Annotated in this window: 12 protein-coding genes; 8 read left to right on the forward strand and 4 right to left on the reverse strand. The window is 64.4% G+C overall.

Translation table 11 applies throughout. The features are described 5' to 3' along the window. The first annotated feature begins 86 nt into the window (after window positions 1-86). On the forward strand, window positions 87-1,685 hold the full coding sequence (locus KUV74_RS10570) for a zinc metalloprotease (protein ID WP_222516280.1): 1,599 nt from the start codon (window positions 87-89) through the stop codon (window positions 1,683-1,685). Window positions 1,686-1,743: 58 nt separating this feature from the next. Beyond that, window positions 1,744-2,685 (forward strand): RimK family alpha-L-glutamate ligase, encoded by a 942-nt coding sequence (locus KUV74_RS10575; RefSeq protein WP_108131984.1) that lies wholly within the window; start codon window positions 1,744-1,746, stop codon window positions 2,683-2,685. Between the two features lie 64 nt (window positions 2,686-2,749). Here the strand turns inward: KUV74_RS10575 and hpaI are convergent, their stop codons facing one another. The 3 genes from hpaI to KUV74_RS10590 all read right to left on the reverse strand — a co-directional run bounded on the left by hpaI (window position 2,750) and on the right by KUV74_RS10590 (window position 6,500). After that, window positions 2,750-3,607, reverse strand: a complete 858-nt coding sequence (hpaI, locus tag KUV74_RS10580; RefSeq protein ID WP_108131985.1) for a 4-hydroxy-2-oxoheptanedioate aldolase — start codon at window positions 3,605-3,607, stop codon at window positions 2,750-2,752. A gap of 21 nt (window positions 3,608-3,628) precedes the next feature. Continuing rightward, window positions 3,629-4,903 carry an alpha/beta fold hydrolase gene (locus KUV74_RS10585; RefSeq protein ID WP_222516281.1) on the reverse strand — a complete coding sequence of 425 codons (1,275 nt, stop codon included), beginning with the start codon at window positions 4,901-4,903 and terminating at the stop codon, window positions 3,629-3,631. 121 nt (window positions 4,904-5,024) lie between these two features. After that, entirely contained in the window at window positions 5,025-6,500 is a 1,476-nt protein-coding gene (locus KUV74_RS10590; protein ID WP_045991666.1) for a peptide MFS transporter, read from the reverse strand. 349 nt (window positions 6,501-6,849) lie between these two features. Between KUV74_RS10590 and KUV74_RS10595 the strand changes: the two genes are divergently transcribed. From KUV74_RS10595 to KUV74_RS10620, 6 genes are all read left to right on the forward strand, one after another. After that, window positions 6,850-7,704: a hypothetical protein gene (locus tag KUV74_RS10595; RefSeq protein WP_222516282.1), complete on the forward strand. Its 855-nt coding sequence runs from the start codon at window positions 6,850-6,852 to the stop codon at window positions 7,702-7,704. A gap of 318 nt (window positions 7,705-8,022) precedes the next feature. After that, on the forward strand, window positions 8,023-8,937 hold the full coding sequence (locus KUV74_RS10600; RefSeq protein WP_222516283.1) for an allantoinase PuuE: 915 nt from the start codon (window positions 8,023-8,025) through the stop codon (window positions 8,935-8,937). A 68-nt stretch (window positions 8,938-9,005) separates the two neighbouring features. After that, window positions 9,006-9,818 carry a transporter substrate-binding domain-containing protein gene (locus KUV74_RS10605; RefSeq protein ID WP_213229512.1) on the forward strand — a complete coding sequence of 271 codons (813 nt, stop codon included), beginning with the start codon at window positions 9,006-9,008 and terminating at the stop codon, window positions 9,816-9,818. A 77-nt stretch (window positions 9,819-9,895) separates the two neighbouring features. After that, window positions 9,896-10,567, forward strand: coding sequence for an amino acid ABC transporter permease (locus KUV74_RS10610; protein WP_108131989.1), 672 nt, complete (start codon window positions 9,896-9,898; stop codon window positions 10,565-10,567). Between the two features lie 82 nt (window positions 10,568-10,649). After that, a complete protein-coding gene (locus tag KUV74_RS10615) occupies window positions 10,650-11,396 on the forward strand; it encodes an amino acid ABC transporter ATP-binding protein (RefSeq protein WP_045991702.1) in 747 nt (248 codons plus the stop codon). Window positions 11,397-11,496: 100 nt separating this feature from the next. Further along, window positions 11,497-12,741: a cysteine desulfurase-like protein gene (locus tag KUV74_RS10620; RefSeq protein ID WP_222516284.1), complete on the forward strand. Its 1,245-nt coding sequence runs from the start codon at window positions 11,497-11,499 to the stop codon at window positions 12,739-12,741. A gap of 157 nt (window positions 12,742-12,898) precedes the next feature. On the opposite strand, the gene KUV74_RS10625 is transcribed toward KUV74_RS10620, so the two are convergent. Beyond that, the gene (locus tag KUV74_RS10625) at window positions 12,899-13,615 is read right to left on the reverse strand and encodes a GntR family transcriptional regulator (RefSeq protein WP_108131992.1); all 717 of its coding nucleotides are present in this window, start codon (window positions 13,613-13,615) and stop codon (window positions 12,899-12,901) included. Between the last annotated feature and the right edge of the window lie 268 nt (window positions 13,616-13,883).

The raw sequence follows: 13,883 nt of genomic DNA on the forward strand, positions 1-13,883 counted from the left end.
GTGCGTTGTGGGGCCACTTGAGGCCAGTTGCTGGCCATTGAACCTGTACTCACGACGCCGACCGGCTGGCCGGCGGGGAGGCTTGCATGTCCGATAACACCACCCATCCGGAACGGTGTCGCTGTTGTGGCACCATGGCGGTTCACCGGCGACTGCTGGACCAGGACCCGGGTTATGCCAGGCGGCGATCGCGCATCGAGGAACACGCCTTTCGCGCCATGCGCGGCACCATCGTCCAGCGTCCGGGGTGCACCCGCATCCCGGTGGTCGTCCACGTGGTCTACAACACCGACGAGCAGAACATCTCGCGGGAGCAGATCGACAGCCAGATCGAGATCCTCAATGAGGACTTTCGCAAGGCCAATGCCGACATCTCGACGGTACCTGCGCCCTTCGCGCCGGTGGCCGCCGATGCCAGGCTATTGTTTGCGCTGGCCACCAGCGATCCCGACGGCAACCCCACCGATGGCATCACCCGCACCCGCACCGACGTCAGCGGTTTTGTCGATGACGACAAGGTCAAGGCCGACGCCAGCGGCGGCAAGGATGCCTGGCCCGCAGACGAATACCTCAATATCTGGGTCTGCCCGCTTTCCGGGGGCTTGCTCGGCTACGCCCAGTTCCCCGGCGGCGCCGCCGCCACCGATGGCGTGGTGGTTAACTACACCGCCTTTGGCAACATGGGCACCGCTCAGGCCCCGTTCAACCTGGGACGCACTGCCACCCACGAGATCGGGCACTGGCTCAACCTCTTTCATATCTGGGGAGATGACGGTAGCGGTTGCTCAGGTTCGGACTTCGTCGACGACACCCCCAACCAGGGCGGGGCCAACGTGGGTAAGCCGGCCTTCCCCAAGGTGTCCTGCGACAATGGCCCCGACGGTGACATGTTCATGAACTACATGGACTACGTCGACGACGACACCATGGTGATGTTCACCGAGGGTCAGGTGGCGCGTATGCAAGCCTGCCTCGATGGGCCACGCAGCGCCATCGGTGAGACGGTGTCATGCACGCCGATGCAACCCAAGATTCTGCCCAAGGACAATCCCAAGGATCTGGCCAAGGAACCGATCAAGGAGCTCGTGAAGGATCGACCCAAGGAGTTTGTCAAGGAAAGGCCGAAGGATCTGATCAAGGATGGCCCAAAGGACGGGTTCAAGGACGGGCCGAAGGATGGGTCCAAGGACGGCATCAAGGATGGCATCAAGGACGGTGGCAAGGAGATTCCCAAGGACAGTCCCAAGGACAACCCCAAGGACTTTGGCAAGGATCCAGGCCTGGAGCCGGGCAAATGGAAGCCGCTTGACCCGCCTCCCAAGCAGATCTTCGAAGTGCCGACCAAGCAACTGGTGGAAGGCCCCGTGGGCGGCAAGCAGGCCTTCGAGAATCCGCTACCGGGGGGCTGGGGCAACCAGCCCGTCCAGCCGATGCAACCAATGCAACCAGCCCAGCCGCTGCAGCCCTTTGTGCTGGCCACCGGTCAGGCGCCGTCGGGCGCCTCGCTCAAGCCGCCGGTGGCGGACGGCGGAGGCGAGCAGGATCAGAGCCAGGCGTTGCTTGGCGAGTACGCTCAACTGCTGGCGCAGTACGCCCAGCTCTACCAGCAGGGCATGCTCGATCAGCAGGGGATGCTGGCCTGGCAGCAGGCCTGGGCGGCCTACGTGCAGCTTGGTGGACGGTGAGCGATGACAGGACCCGCGGGCACCCTGTCGGTGCCCGCCTTTTTCGAGGGAGCCGAGCATGATCCTGATCCTGTCGTTTGCCGACAATGCCCACGTCGAGCGGGTACTGCCCCATCTTCACTCGCCGGTGGAGGTGATCGACGTCGCCGACTTCCCCCGGCGCCTGGGAATCCTGGCCTACGCAGGTGCCAGCGGTGACAGCCTGTGGCTGGAACTTGGCGACGGGCGCCGGCTGGCGCTGGACGAGGTGCGCTCGGTATGGAACCGGCGCATCCGTTCCTTTGACCTGGACCCTGCCCTGGGCGACGGCACCGAACGGCTGTTTGCCTGGTCCGAGACCCAGGAGGCGGTGCTTGGACTGTGGTATGCCCTGGATAGCTTCTGGATGAACCATCCGCTGGCCGACGAACGCGCCCAGCGCAAGCTGACCCAGCATCGTCTGGCCCACCGGCTGGGGCTCGAGATTCCCGATACCCTGATCACCAATCGCCCGGACGCCGCTGCCGAGTTTATCGCCCGCCACGGCGACGGTGGAGTGGTACGCAAGGCCTTTCGCAATATCGTCGAGGCGCCGCGAGAGACCCTCAAGGTCGGCCAGGACGAGATGGCCAGGCTCGAGGCGGTTCGTCTGGCGCCGGTGATCTTTCAGGAGTACATCCCGCTGGCGCTGGACCTGCGCGTCACCGCGGTGGCCGGCGAGATGTTCGCGACCGCCTTCAGGAGCGAGCCGCAGTACGAGGTCGACTACCGCAGTGGCGTGGGCAGCGCCGAGGTCTTCCCCTATACCCTGCCGGATGAGGTGGAGGCCGGACTGCGCGCGCTGATGAGAGAGCTTGGACTGGCCTACGGCGCCATCGATCTAAGGGTCACACCCGAGGGGCGTCATGTGTTCTTCGAGGTCAATCCGGCCGGCGAGTACCTGTTCGCCAGCGAACGCAGCGGCCAGCCGATTCCCCAGGCCATCGCCGCCGCCCTGGAGCGCGGCGGCGGCGAGTGGTGACGTCCCCGGCCGGTGGCAGCAGGGCCCCCGGTCGGTGGGATCAGGGCCCCCGGCCGGTATCAGGTCAGTAGGGTCCCTGGGACCCGTCGCCAGGGCTGGTGGATGAGTCTTCCTGCGAATCGGCCGCCTGCGGGCCAAGCGCAAACTCTGATGCACGCTGGCGCACCGCCTGCATCATCAGGCTGACGTCGAGCCCCACCGCCACGAAGCTGGCACCAAGGGAGAGATAGTGTCTGGCAAGCTCCGGGTCACCGGTGAGCACGCCGGCGGCCTTGCCGCTGGCAACGATGCGGGCGATGGCCTCGTCGATGGCGGCCTGGACCTCGGGATGGCCCGCGTCACCGAGATGGCCCATGGAAGCGGCCAGGTCGGCGGGTCCGACAAAGACCCCGTCGACGCCGTCCACCGCGCAGATCGCTTCGAGGTTATCCAGCGCGGTCACGCTCTCCGCTTGGACCAGTAGGCAGATCTCGTCGTTGGCCCGATGCACATAGTCAGGCCGTGCATTCCAGCGTGACGCCCGGACGATGGCGGAGGCTTCACCTCGCACCCCGTCCGGTGGGTAGCGGGTGGCGGCGACCATGGCGCGGGCCTGCTCCGGGGTGTCGATCATCGGCACCAGCAGGGTCTGGGCGCCGATGTCCAGCAGTTGCTTGATCCGCGCCGTCTCGCCGTTCACCACCCGAACCACCGGGTGGCTGTCGTAGGCGGCGACCGCCTGCAGCTGGGCGAGCATGGAGCGCACATCATTGGGGCCGTGCTCGCCGTCGATCAGCAGCCAGTCGAAGCCGGCGCTGGCGCACATCTCTGCGCAGTAGGGGTCGCCCAGCGACAGCCACAGGCCGATTCTGGCCTGGCCACTGGCCATGGCGGTCTTGAAGGGATTGCCGGCGGGGACACCCGCGCAGTGGGAAGGGGTCATGGGCAGCGTCCTTGATGAGTGTCAATCGTCCAGCATCGCCTTGAGCCGACGGAACACCCCGGGGTCCTGGCGCAGCCCGTCGTGCTCGTGCTCGTTGGTGATCCAGTAGCGTAGCCGCGGGATCGCCTCGGCGGTGGCCAGCGACAGCTCGGCGTCCACGTACATGTCGTCGAAGTAGATCAGCGCCGCCACCGGCACCCGGTTGGCGGCGAGCTGTCTGGCGTCGTAGAAGGGGCTGGCCAGAGGTCGCCGGGCCAGCTGGTGTACCGCCCCACGGAAGGGCTTGAGGGCGCGAATCTCGTCGAACATCCAGGGGTAGATCATCTCGCCGGTCAGCCTGAGCGGGCGATGACGCTCGTCGAACTGCGGCCCCTGCTGGCGCTCGGCGGCCCAGTCGCACAGGCGCTCAGGGTTGGCGTAGATGTTCTCGTGGATGGCGCCGAACAGCGGATTCTCGTCGAAGCCGGTCAGCGTCATCACCTCCACCAGAAAGTGATGGTTGAGCGCGCTTCGCGTGTCGTCGGTGAAGGCCTCCTCGAGCAGCCAGTGGAGCTGCTCGGCGCCGTCACCCATGCCCAGCATCAGTCCCAGGCTCTGGAAGCGGCGCACGCTCAGTCGGTCGCCGTCGGGCAGGCGGACATCGTGGTCCAGCAGATGGTCGGCGATGGCGTCGATCCGCTCGCGATCATCGGGAAAGCGCGCCAGATACGCCTCAAGCTTGCGCTCCACCCGACGGTGAGTGCGCCGATAGACCTCGTCGGGGTCGGCGTCGAGCGCCGGCAAGCCGCCGGTGATATAGCAGCGGCTCAGTCCCTGAGGCGCGTAGGACAGGTAGGTCAGGGTCAGAAAGCCGCCGTAGCTCTGGCCCAGCGTGGTCCAGGTGGCGCCCTGATAGCGGGTCTTGCGCAGGTGCTCGAAGTCCGCGACCACCGCGTGGGCGTCGAAGCAGGCCAGGTAGTCACCGCCTGCCTCGTCACTGTCGAAGGCGGCCATGGTGGCCTCGGTGATGCGCGAACTGCGTCCGGTGCCACGCTGGTCGGGCAGGATCACCCGATAGTGCTTGAGCGCCTCGTGCAGCCATCCCGGTCCATTGGCGGTGGGGCGTGGCGACTTGCCGCCTGGGCCACCCTGCAGGAACAGCAACAGCGGCAGTTCCTCGTCGACACGGTCTGACGCGCAGACCTCGCGGTAGAACAGGCTTAGGTTCTCGCCGCTGTCCGGGTGGGACCAGTCCAGCGGCACCTCGAGGCGATGGTCGCTGATGGAAAGGCCCGGGATGGCGTGGTCGGAAGGCATGCCTGCATCCTGTGTCGAAAGAGTGACGAGAGAGTATCCGGGCGGCCATGGCCGCCCGGTGCCGAAAGAGACAAGGTCGGCCAGCTTCTTGTTGCCAGCGCTGGCCGACCCTGGCGGTAGCTCAGTCTGCGCCGCGCATGGCCCGGCGAATGAACGGCAGGCAGGCCGCCAGCAGCAGGGCGCTGACGCCACCGATGGCCGCCATGGCAATAAAGTAGCCGACTTCGGTGTCCTCGGTATAGAAGGCGCCGAGCTTGCCGCCGGCGGCGAAGCCGAGCGCCAGCGAGAGAAAGAACAGTGCCATCATCTGGGTCTGGAAGGCCCGCGGTGCGAGCTTGGTGGTCACCGACAGCCCGATCGGCGACAGGCACAGCTCCGAGGCGGTGAAGCCCAGCAGCAACAGCACCAGCATGGCCAGCGGCATGTTCGACCCTTCGCTGCCGAGAAACGGCAGGTAGCCGAGGAAGGTGGCGCCGATGATCGCCATGGCGATCACGAACTTGCCGGCCGACGACGGCTGGCGCTTGCCCAGCGTCGTCCACAACCAGGCGAACACCCCCGAGAACAGGATGATGGTCAGCGCCTGCACCGATACCAGCCAACCCACCGGAATCTCCCAGCCGAACAGGCTGCGATCCACGCGCTGATCGAAGAAGGCGGTGATCACGGTGTAGGACTGGCTGTACAGCGCCCAGTAGGCGGCGCTGGTCAGAAACAGCGGAATGAACGCCAGCACCCGGCTGCGTTCCTCGGGGCTTACGTGGGTGGAGCGCAGGATCACCGCAAAGTAGCAGAGCGCCGCTACAGCGATGATGCCAAGCATCACTCCGGACAGATTGTCGGCACGAATCCAGCCCGCCAGGGCCGCGCCGACCACGAGGGCGAGCACCACCAGGGCGATACCCAGGTAGCGCTTGAGGGTCGCTGGCGCGATGGGGTCCGGCGCGGCCTTCTGATCATCGGGCAGCCCCTTGCGTCCCGCCGTGTACTGGGCCAGACCGATCGCCATGCCCACGGCGGCGATGCCGAAGCCATAGTGGAAGCCGGCGTTCTGCTGCAGCAGACCTGTCAGCAGCGGGCCGACGAAGCCGCCGATATTGATACCCAGATAGAAGATCGAGAAGCCGGCGTCGCGCCGGGGGCTGCCGGGCTCGTACAGGGACCCCACCAGCGCCGAGCAGGTGGCCTTGACCCCGCCGCTGCCCAGCGCCACCAGAATCAGGCCGGCGGTGACGCCGTAGACACCGGGCAGGATGGCCAGGGCGATATGCCCGAGCATGACCACAATGCCCGAATAGAACAGGGTGCGTTCGGCGCCGAACACCCGGTCGGCGAACCAGCCGCCGAGGATGGTGGCCAGATAGACCGAACTGCCGTAGGCACCGACGATACCGATGGCCACCGACTGGTCGATCGCCAGGCCCCCGCGGCTGGCCTCGTAGTACAGGTAGATCAACAGGATCGCCTGCATGCCATAGAACGAAAAGCGCTCCCACACCTCCATGCCGAACAGGGTGGCGAGAGGCCAGGGATGGCCGAAGAAGCGGCGTTTGCCGCTGTCGCCGTGCTGGCGGGCGGCGGCCTCGGTGGTTTTCATCGAGAGCTCCTGCTTTGACGAGAAAATCGGAACGAAAAATACATTTTCCGCCCATGAAAACCCTAAAGCGTTGCGAATTACAGGGCAAAACTCATGTCCGCGATCGGAAAGGCCAAGACGAAAAACGACAAGCGGGAGCGAGGACGTTGGCTCACAGCAAAACGAGCGGAACTGCTGCTGCACAGTGATGCTCTGGAGACAGCCCGTCGTGGGGGAGAAGGCCTGCCTGGCTGGGCGGCACGGGCCCCGCCCCTTTCGACGCATAGCCCGCCCCTTTCGGCGCATAGGTAGTGCACGTTTAGCGTGCTACTATCCGCGCGAATGTGCAGGGATAACGTCAGAAGGCGACATGATAAGAACGTTTTTCAAGAAAAAGGTGGCCGAAACGCCACTTGGGAGCATCACCGTCCAGGACCGGACCATCACCGATCTGACGCCTCTGGGCAGCAAGCATTCTCCCGGCATGACCAAGGCCGGCAGGCTGTCGTTTGCCGGCTGGATGAACGGTCGCAAGGTCAAGGTCTATAGCGCCTTCTCGCCGCGTCAGATCGCGTTGAGTCACGCCATTCGCGAACTGCCGGCGTCGGGGCTCAGCTTCCCGGCGATACTCGCCCACGACGACGAGCTGGTCGTCGAAGAGTGGATCCAGGGCCCGTCTCTCAAGCAGATCGAACGCTCCAGGGCAGACAAGGCGCCTATCGCCGCGGCGGCGGAGGCGGTGAGTCGTTTTCTCGAGATGGCGCAGTCGGACGAGCGCTATCGCGCCCTGGCCGACGAGCACGCCGGGGCCTTCTGTTACATTGACGACTACCTGCTCAGACGGGTGGACGGCTGGAAGCACCTGGATGCGATCGGTGGCTTTCTGGCCCGCTGGCAGCGTGAGGACGAGCGCCACCGCGCAGCGGTGGGCGCCAGGCTCAGCCACCCTGACCTGTCGCTGGCCAATATCGTGATGGAAGAAGGCAGCGGCCGTTTTGTGGTGATCGACAACGAACTGGTCGGGGTCGGTCCGGGCTGGGTCATCGACTGGCACAATTCCTTCCTCAAGCGGCGCAGCATGGCCGATGCCCCCGTCGTGCCCGAGGCCATCCGCCCCTTCATCGACCTGACCTGGCGCCTGCGTCTGCTCGGGTCCGCACTGTCCACCGGCAAGCTTCATCGCGCCATCGAGCAACTGGACGCCGAGACCGCGCCGAGCTGGTAATGCCCACAACAAGGCGCTGCAGGCCCCCACCGGCAGCGCCTTCCCGCCTCTCGATTGCTTTCCTTCCCGTCGAGTCCCTGGCCGGGGTTCGACTACCTGTTCAGCAGGCCCCAACCCCATACCCCATACCCCATACCCCATACCCCATACCCCATACCCCACCATTGGCTAGTTGCCATTTGCGCTGCGAGTACGGTTGTGCTTTATTGTTCACATCGCACGCAGAATTGCGTGCAATCCTGACAAGGCCGCCAGACGGTCGATAACAACACCAACAATCAGGGTCGTCGCTTGCTTGGCGACCTCAGGAGAAACGGGATGCTCCCGCAGCGTGATCTGGTCGGCTACGCCGATACTCCCCCCACCGGGGCCTGGCCCAACGGCGCCCGCCTGGCGGTCAATATCGTGGTCAACTACGAGGAGGGCTCTGAAAGGTCCTTCGCCATGGGCGACGACGACCAGGAGTCGATGACCGAGTGGGGGAGTTACGTAACTCCCGCTGGCACCCGTAATCTGGCGATGGAGTCGATGTACGAGTACGGCTCGCGGGTCGGCATCTGGCGCATCCTCGACATCCTGCGCGAGGCCGACGTGCGTTCGACCTTCTTTGCCTGCGCGGTGGCGCTGGAGCAGAACCCCCGCGTTGCCCGTGTCGCCAGCGCCGACGGCCACGAATTCTGCAGCCACGGCTATCGCTGGGAAGAGGTCTTTCGCCTCAGCGAAGACGAGGAACGCGAACATATCCGCCTGGCCATCGAGTCGATCACCGCCACCACCGGCAAGCGCCCGGTGGGCTGGTACTGCCGCTACGGACCCAGCGTGCGCACCCGGCGCCTTTTGGTAGAAGAGGGTGGCTTCCTCTACGACTCCGACGCCTACAACGACGACGTACCCTACTTCACCGAAGTGGCGGGCAGTCGTCAGCTGGTGGTGCCCTACACCACCGACATGAATGACTTCCGCTTCTGGCTTTCTCCTGGGCTTACCTCGGGGCGCGAGTTTCTCGACAACCTCAAGGAAGGCTTCGACGTGCTGTTCGAGGAGTCGGCCCGCGGCCCCAGGATGATGTCTGTCGGCCTGCATCCGCGCATGGTCGGGCGCCCCGGCAAGATTCGTGCGCTCAAGGACTTTATTGCCTATGCCCAGGCCCACGAGGGCGTATGGTTCGCCACCCGGGAAGAGATCGCCCGGGCCTGGCTTGCCCGGGAAGGTGAAGCGACCGGCGCCGTCTGACGTCGCCGGTGAACCCCTGTGTTTTCTGCTGTACCTGCAACAACGACAATAACCAGAGGAAATATCCCATGAGCCTTTCCTACAAGACCTTCTCCAAGCGTTCCCTGGTGCTGGCCACCGCCCTTTCCGCCGGCCTGGCAGCAGGCGGCGTGATGGCAGAGACCCTCAAGGTCGGTGCCAACATCGGCAACCTGCCCTGGGAGTTCCAGGACGACAGCGGTGACTACGTTGGCTTCGAGATCGACCTGGTCAACGAGGTCGGCAGCCGCCTGGGCTACGACGAGGTCGAGATCAGCAACATTCCGTTCAATGGCCTGTTCTCGGCGGTACAGTCCGGGCGTATCGACGTGGCGGTGTCCTCCATCACCATCACCGACGAGCGTTTGGAGTCGGTGTCCTTCGCCCAGCCCTACTACGACAGCGACCAGTCCCTGGCGACCCACACCAGCAAGGGCATCAGCGGGCTCGAGGACCTGGACGGCAAGGTGGTCGGCGTCGATACCGGCTCCACCGGCGACATCTGGACCAGCGAGAACCAGGAGCAGTACGGCATCAAGGAAATCCGTCGTTATGAAGGCCTGCAGCCGGCCATGCTGGACCTGTCCAGCGGCCGCCTGGATGCCTACATCTCCGACATTCCGGCGGTGCAGTACTACGTGCGTGACAAGCCCAGCCTCGAGGTGGTCAGCCGCATCCCCAGCGGTGAGCAGTACTCGATGATGTTCGCCAAGGACGCCGAGCTTGCCGCCAAGGCCAGCGAAGTGATCAGCGAACTCAAGCAGGAAGGCTTTGTCGCCGAGCTGCACGAGACCTGGTTCGGCGCCGCTCCGGATGCCGGCACCAGCACCGTCGAAGTGCGCGATATGCCTTCCGCCCAGTAAACCTGGCCCAGCAAGTCCCGTGGCCGCGGCGGTGACCGCCGCGGCCAGCGTATTACCCTCGATCGTGGAGACGATCCATGGACCTGGTCCAGACATTCTTCAACTGGGAGGTGCTGGTGCGCACCTTCCCGATGCTCCTGCAGGGGCTCGGCATGACCCTGATGCTGGGCTTTCTGAGCATCCTGCTGGGGCTGATCGGCGGGCTGGGGCTGGCGCTGTTGCGCCTCTACGGCCCCAAGCCGCTGCGTTTTCTCACCATCGCCTACATCGACGTCTTTCGCTCGCTGCCGGTGCTGGTGTGGCTGGTCATCGTCTACTACGCGCTGCCGTTCGTCGGCATCACCCTGTCACCGTTCGCCGCGGCCTGTACCGCCCTGACCATGATCTCGAGCGCCTACGCCGCCGAGATCTACCGCGCCGGTATCGAGGCGGTGCCACGGGGCCAGTTCGAGGCCGCCCAGTCGATCGGCCTGAGCCAGTATCGGGTGATGTGCGACGTGGTCCTGCCCCAGGCGATCCGGCTGATCATTCCGCCGCTGACCAGCAACTGCATCAACGTGATGAAGGACACCGCCCTGGCCTCGGTGGTGGCCATGCCCGACCTGCTCAAGCAGGCTACCCAGGCCCAGGCGCTGGCGGCCAACCCGACACCGCTGATCGGCGCGGCGCTACTCTACCTGGCGGTGCTGCTGCCACTGGTGCGCCTGGTCGGTCTGCTCGAGAAACGCTTCGCCCAGGGCCGGGCCTGACAGGAGAACTGCCATGATCAATGAAACCCGGACAACCCAGGGCGCTACCCAGGGCACTACCCTTCCCCCGCTCGAGGCTGGTCTGCCCGAGGCGCCCAGAGCGATCATCTCGCTCGAAGGGGTCAACAAGTACTACGGCGACTTCCACGCCCTCAAGAACATCGACCTCAAGGTACGCGAAGGCGAGGTGGTGGCGATCCTCGGCCCGTCGGGCTCCGGCAAGTCGACGCTGATCCGCTGCATCAATCATCTGGAGGCCTACAGCGCCGGCGACATCTACGTCGACAGCGTGCGGGTCCAGCCCGGCCCCGAGCTGATCGAAGTACGCAAGGACGTCGGCATGGTGTTCCAGAGCTTCAACCTGTTTCCCAACATGACGGTGCTGGAGAACGTGACCCTGGGACCGATCCGGGTGCGTGGCATGAGCCCGGGGGATGCCCAGGCGCGGGCCAAGGAGTTGCTGGAAAAGGTCGGCATCGCCGAGCAGATGTACAAGTATCCAAGCGCCCTGTCCGGCGGTCAGCAGCAGCGGGTCGGCATCGCCCGGGCGCTGGCCAATGAACCGCGCGTGTTGCTGTTCGATGAGCCCACCTCGGCGCTGGACCCGGAGATGGTCGGCGAGGTGCTCGACGTCATCAAGACCCTGGCCGGCACCGGCGTGACCATGCTGCTGGTGACCCACGAGATGGGCTTCGCCCGCCATGTCGCCGACCGGGTGATTTTCATGGAGGCCGGCCAGATCGTCGAAGAAGGCGCTCCCGAACAGATCTTCTCGGCGCCGCAGGAAGACCGAACCCGCGCCTTTTTCCAGTCGGTGCTGGCTCACTGAACCGTGGCGCCTGTTCGGTTGCTGGCCGGCGCTGGTTTCGCCCCAGCCTTGTCTCTCGACGTCCATGTATCGCCTCTCGACCCCTATTCAAGGACTTCCCATGTCACTCGATTCATCCTCAGACGCTCGCCTTGATCTGACACACGTCAGAGCCCAGTTTCCCTCGCTTGAAAGCGACTGGGTGTTCATGGACAACGCCGGCGGCGCCCAGGTGCCGAAGATGGTGGTGGAGCGCATCAGCGACTATCTGCTGGGCGACAACGTGCAGCTCGGCGCGAGCTACGCCCCCAGCCAGAATTCCAAGGCCAAGGTCGACGCCGGTCGCCAGGCGGTGGCGACGCTGGTCAATGCTCGCCACGTGGAAGAGCTGGTGTTCGGTCCCAGTTCGACCATCCAGTTCCGCCTGCTGGCCGACGCCATGGCCAGCCAGTTCGCCCCGGGCGACGAGATCATCGTCACCAACACCGACCACGAGAGCCACGTCGGCCCCTGGATGCGCCTCGAGCAGCGCGGCGTCAAGCTGCGCTTCTGGAACTGCAATCCCGAGACCCTGGAGCTGGAGCTGGATACCCTGGCGGAATTGCTCAACGAGCGCACTCGTCTGGTCTGCGTGACCCACGTCTCCAACCTGCTCGGCACCATCAATCCGATCAAGCGGATCGCTGCCATGGCCCACGACGCCGGTGCTCGCATCTGTGTTGATGGGGTGGCCTTCGCCCCCCACCGGGCCATCGACGTCCAGGACTGGGATGTCGACTACTACGGCTTCAGTCTTTACAAGGTATTCGGTCCCCACCACGCGGTGCTCTATGTGAAAAAGGAGTGCCTGCTGGAGCTGGATAATATCTACCATCACTTCTTCACGCGTGAGCAGATTCCAGGAAAGATGGAGCCGGGAAATCCCAACTACGAGCTGACCTACGCCGCCACCGGTATCCTGGATTATCTGACCTCATTGACGGGCGATAATGGTGAAGGTGATAAGCGGAAAAAGCTGGAAACAGCCTTCGATACCATCGCCAAGCATGAAGCGATATTGAGCAAGAAACTGCTCGATTATCTCGCTGGAAAAGAAGGCGTTCGCATCATCGGAAGGCGGGATTCCGATATCGAACATCGCGTCGCGACCATCAGCTTTACCGTGGAAGGTCATCAGTCTGACGAGATTGTGCACAAGATCGACGAGGCCAAGGTAGGAATCCGCTACGGCGACTTCTACGCCCGCCGCCTGACCGAGGACCTCGGTCTGATGGACATCCAGGGCGTGGTGCGGGTGTCCATGGTGCACTACAACACCGAGGCCGAGGTGGACCGACTGATCGAGGCGCTGGACGCAGCACTCTGATGGCGTGGGCCAGAAGCTGGCAATGACGTCGTGGAAATGCAGAAAAGGGACCTCAGGCCCCTTTTCTGCTGCGGATGTCCCAGGCTTAGGGCCGGCTTTGTTTCCTGCTTGCGTTGGTTTTTCGGCCTGGCGTGGGTTTTTCGGCCTGGCCGGCCCTTTAGCCCAGCGGATCGTCGATGTCGATATCGTAGATGTTGGCCTCGGCGCGGCGGCGCTCGGACAGGTCCAGGCTGTAGAAGATGTGGCGACAGTGCTCCATCATCGACGCGGCGGCGCCCTCGGCGTCGCGCTTTTCGATCAGATCGACCAGGGTCTGGTGCTCGTGGGTCAGGCACAGCACGCCGGTGGAGCGTTCGTAGAGCGACTGGATGATGCAGAAGCGTCGAATGATCGGGCGCACGATGGCAATCAGCTCGTCGTTGCCGGTCAGCTCCGCCAGCATCAGGTGAAAGTCGCCGGAGATGCGATTGACGCTGGGCTGGTGCTCCTCGAAGACCTGGTGCTCCAGCGCCAGGTGGCGACGTAGCGTGGCGATGCCTTCGGCGTCGATACGCTCGCAGGCGATCCGCGCTACCGCACCCTCGATATGCAGCCGCGTCTCGAAGATATCGTAGGCTTCCTTCACCGATGGCAGCGAGACGAAGGCCCCCCGGTGCATCTCGAAGCGTACCAGACGCTCCGCCGTCAGCCGGTTCAGTGCGCGACGCACCCGGCTACGTGGCGTCTTGAAGGCGCTGGCGAGCTTGGCCTCGTTCAAACGCTCGCCGGGACGCAGACGCTTGTCGATCAGGGCGTCGACAATGCGGTCATAGACGAGCTCCTCGGCCAGGGCTTCCGGCTTGGATGGTGCAGCGGAGGTGGCGTCACTCGTCATGGCATGGTCTCGCCAGAAGGCTCGACCATCATCAGGGGGAAATCACCGGGATGGTTGAGCATTGTGAAAGGTGAAATAGCGTCAATTTACGGCCGTCGTGCAAGGGACAGATTATCACGATGTCGCTCGAACGGTAACGTTGGATCGACCAAAGTTCAGGCGCCCAGTGTGCTGCATTTTTGCCATCCGGTCAGCCAGGGCGTACTACTATGAGCAAGCTTCTCGATAACTCCGGACGAACCAGGAAGGATCGGGTAGCGTCCCTTGC

The sequence above is a fragment of the Halomonas sp. DP1Y21-3 genome (assembly GCF_019801245.1).
Lineage (GTDB): Bacteria > Pseudomonadota > Gammaproteobacteria > Pseudomonadales > Halomonadaceae > Halomonas > Halomonas litopenaei.

Excerpts from the sequence above, each read along its gene's own strand:
- KUV74_RS10570 (WP_222516280.1), top strand. The coding sequence starts at position 87 with ATGTCCGATAACACCACCCATCCGGAACGGTGTCGCTGTTGTGGCACC.
- KUV74_RS10575 (WP_108131984.1), top strand. The coding sequence starts at position 1,744 with ATGATCCTGATCCTGTCGTTTGCCGACAATGCCCACGTCGAGCGGGTA.
- hpaI (WP_108131985.1), bottom strand. The coding sequence starts at position 3,607 with ATGACCCCTTCCCACTGCGCGGGTGTCCCCGCCGGCAATCCCTTCAAG.
- KUV74_RS10585 (WP_222516281.1), bottom strand. The coding sequence starts at position 4,903 with ATGCCTTCCGACCACGCCATCCCGGGCCTTTCCATCAGCGACCATCGC.
- KUV74_RS10590 (WP_045991666.1), bottom strand. The coding sequence starts at position 6,500 with ATGAAAACCACCGAGGCCGCCGCCCGCCAGCACGGCGACAGCGGCAAA.
- KUV74_RS10595 (WP_222516282.1), top strand. The coding sequence starts at position 6,850 with ATGATAAGAACGTTTTTCAAGAAAAAGGTGGCCGAAACGCCACTTGGG.
- KUV74_RS10600 (WP_222516283.1), top strand. The coding sequence starts at position 8,023 with ATGCTCCCGCAGCGTGATCTGGTCGGCTACGCCGATACTCCCCCCACC.
- KUV74_RS10605 (WP_213229512.1), top strand. The coding sequence starts at position 9,006 with ATGAGCCTTTCCTACAAGACCTTCTCCAAGCGTTCCCTGGTGCTGGCC.
- KUV74_RS10610 (WP_108131989.1), top strand. The coding sequence starts at position 9,896 with ATGGACCTGGTCCAGACATTCTTCAACTGGGAGGTGCTGGTGCGCACC.
- KUV74_RS10620 (WP_222516284.1), top strand. The coding sequence starts at position 11,497 with ATGTCACTCGATTCATCCTCAGACGCTCGCCTTGATCTGACACACGTC.
- KUV74_RS10625 (WP_108131992.1), bottom strand. The coding sequence starts at position 13,615 with ATGACGAGTGACGCCACCTCCGCTGCACCATCCAAGCCGGAAGCCCTG.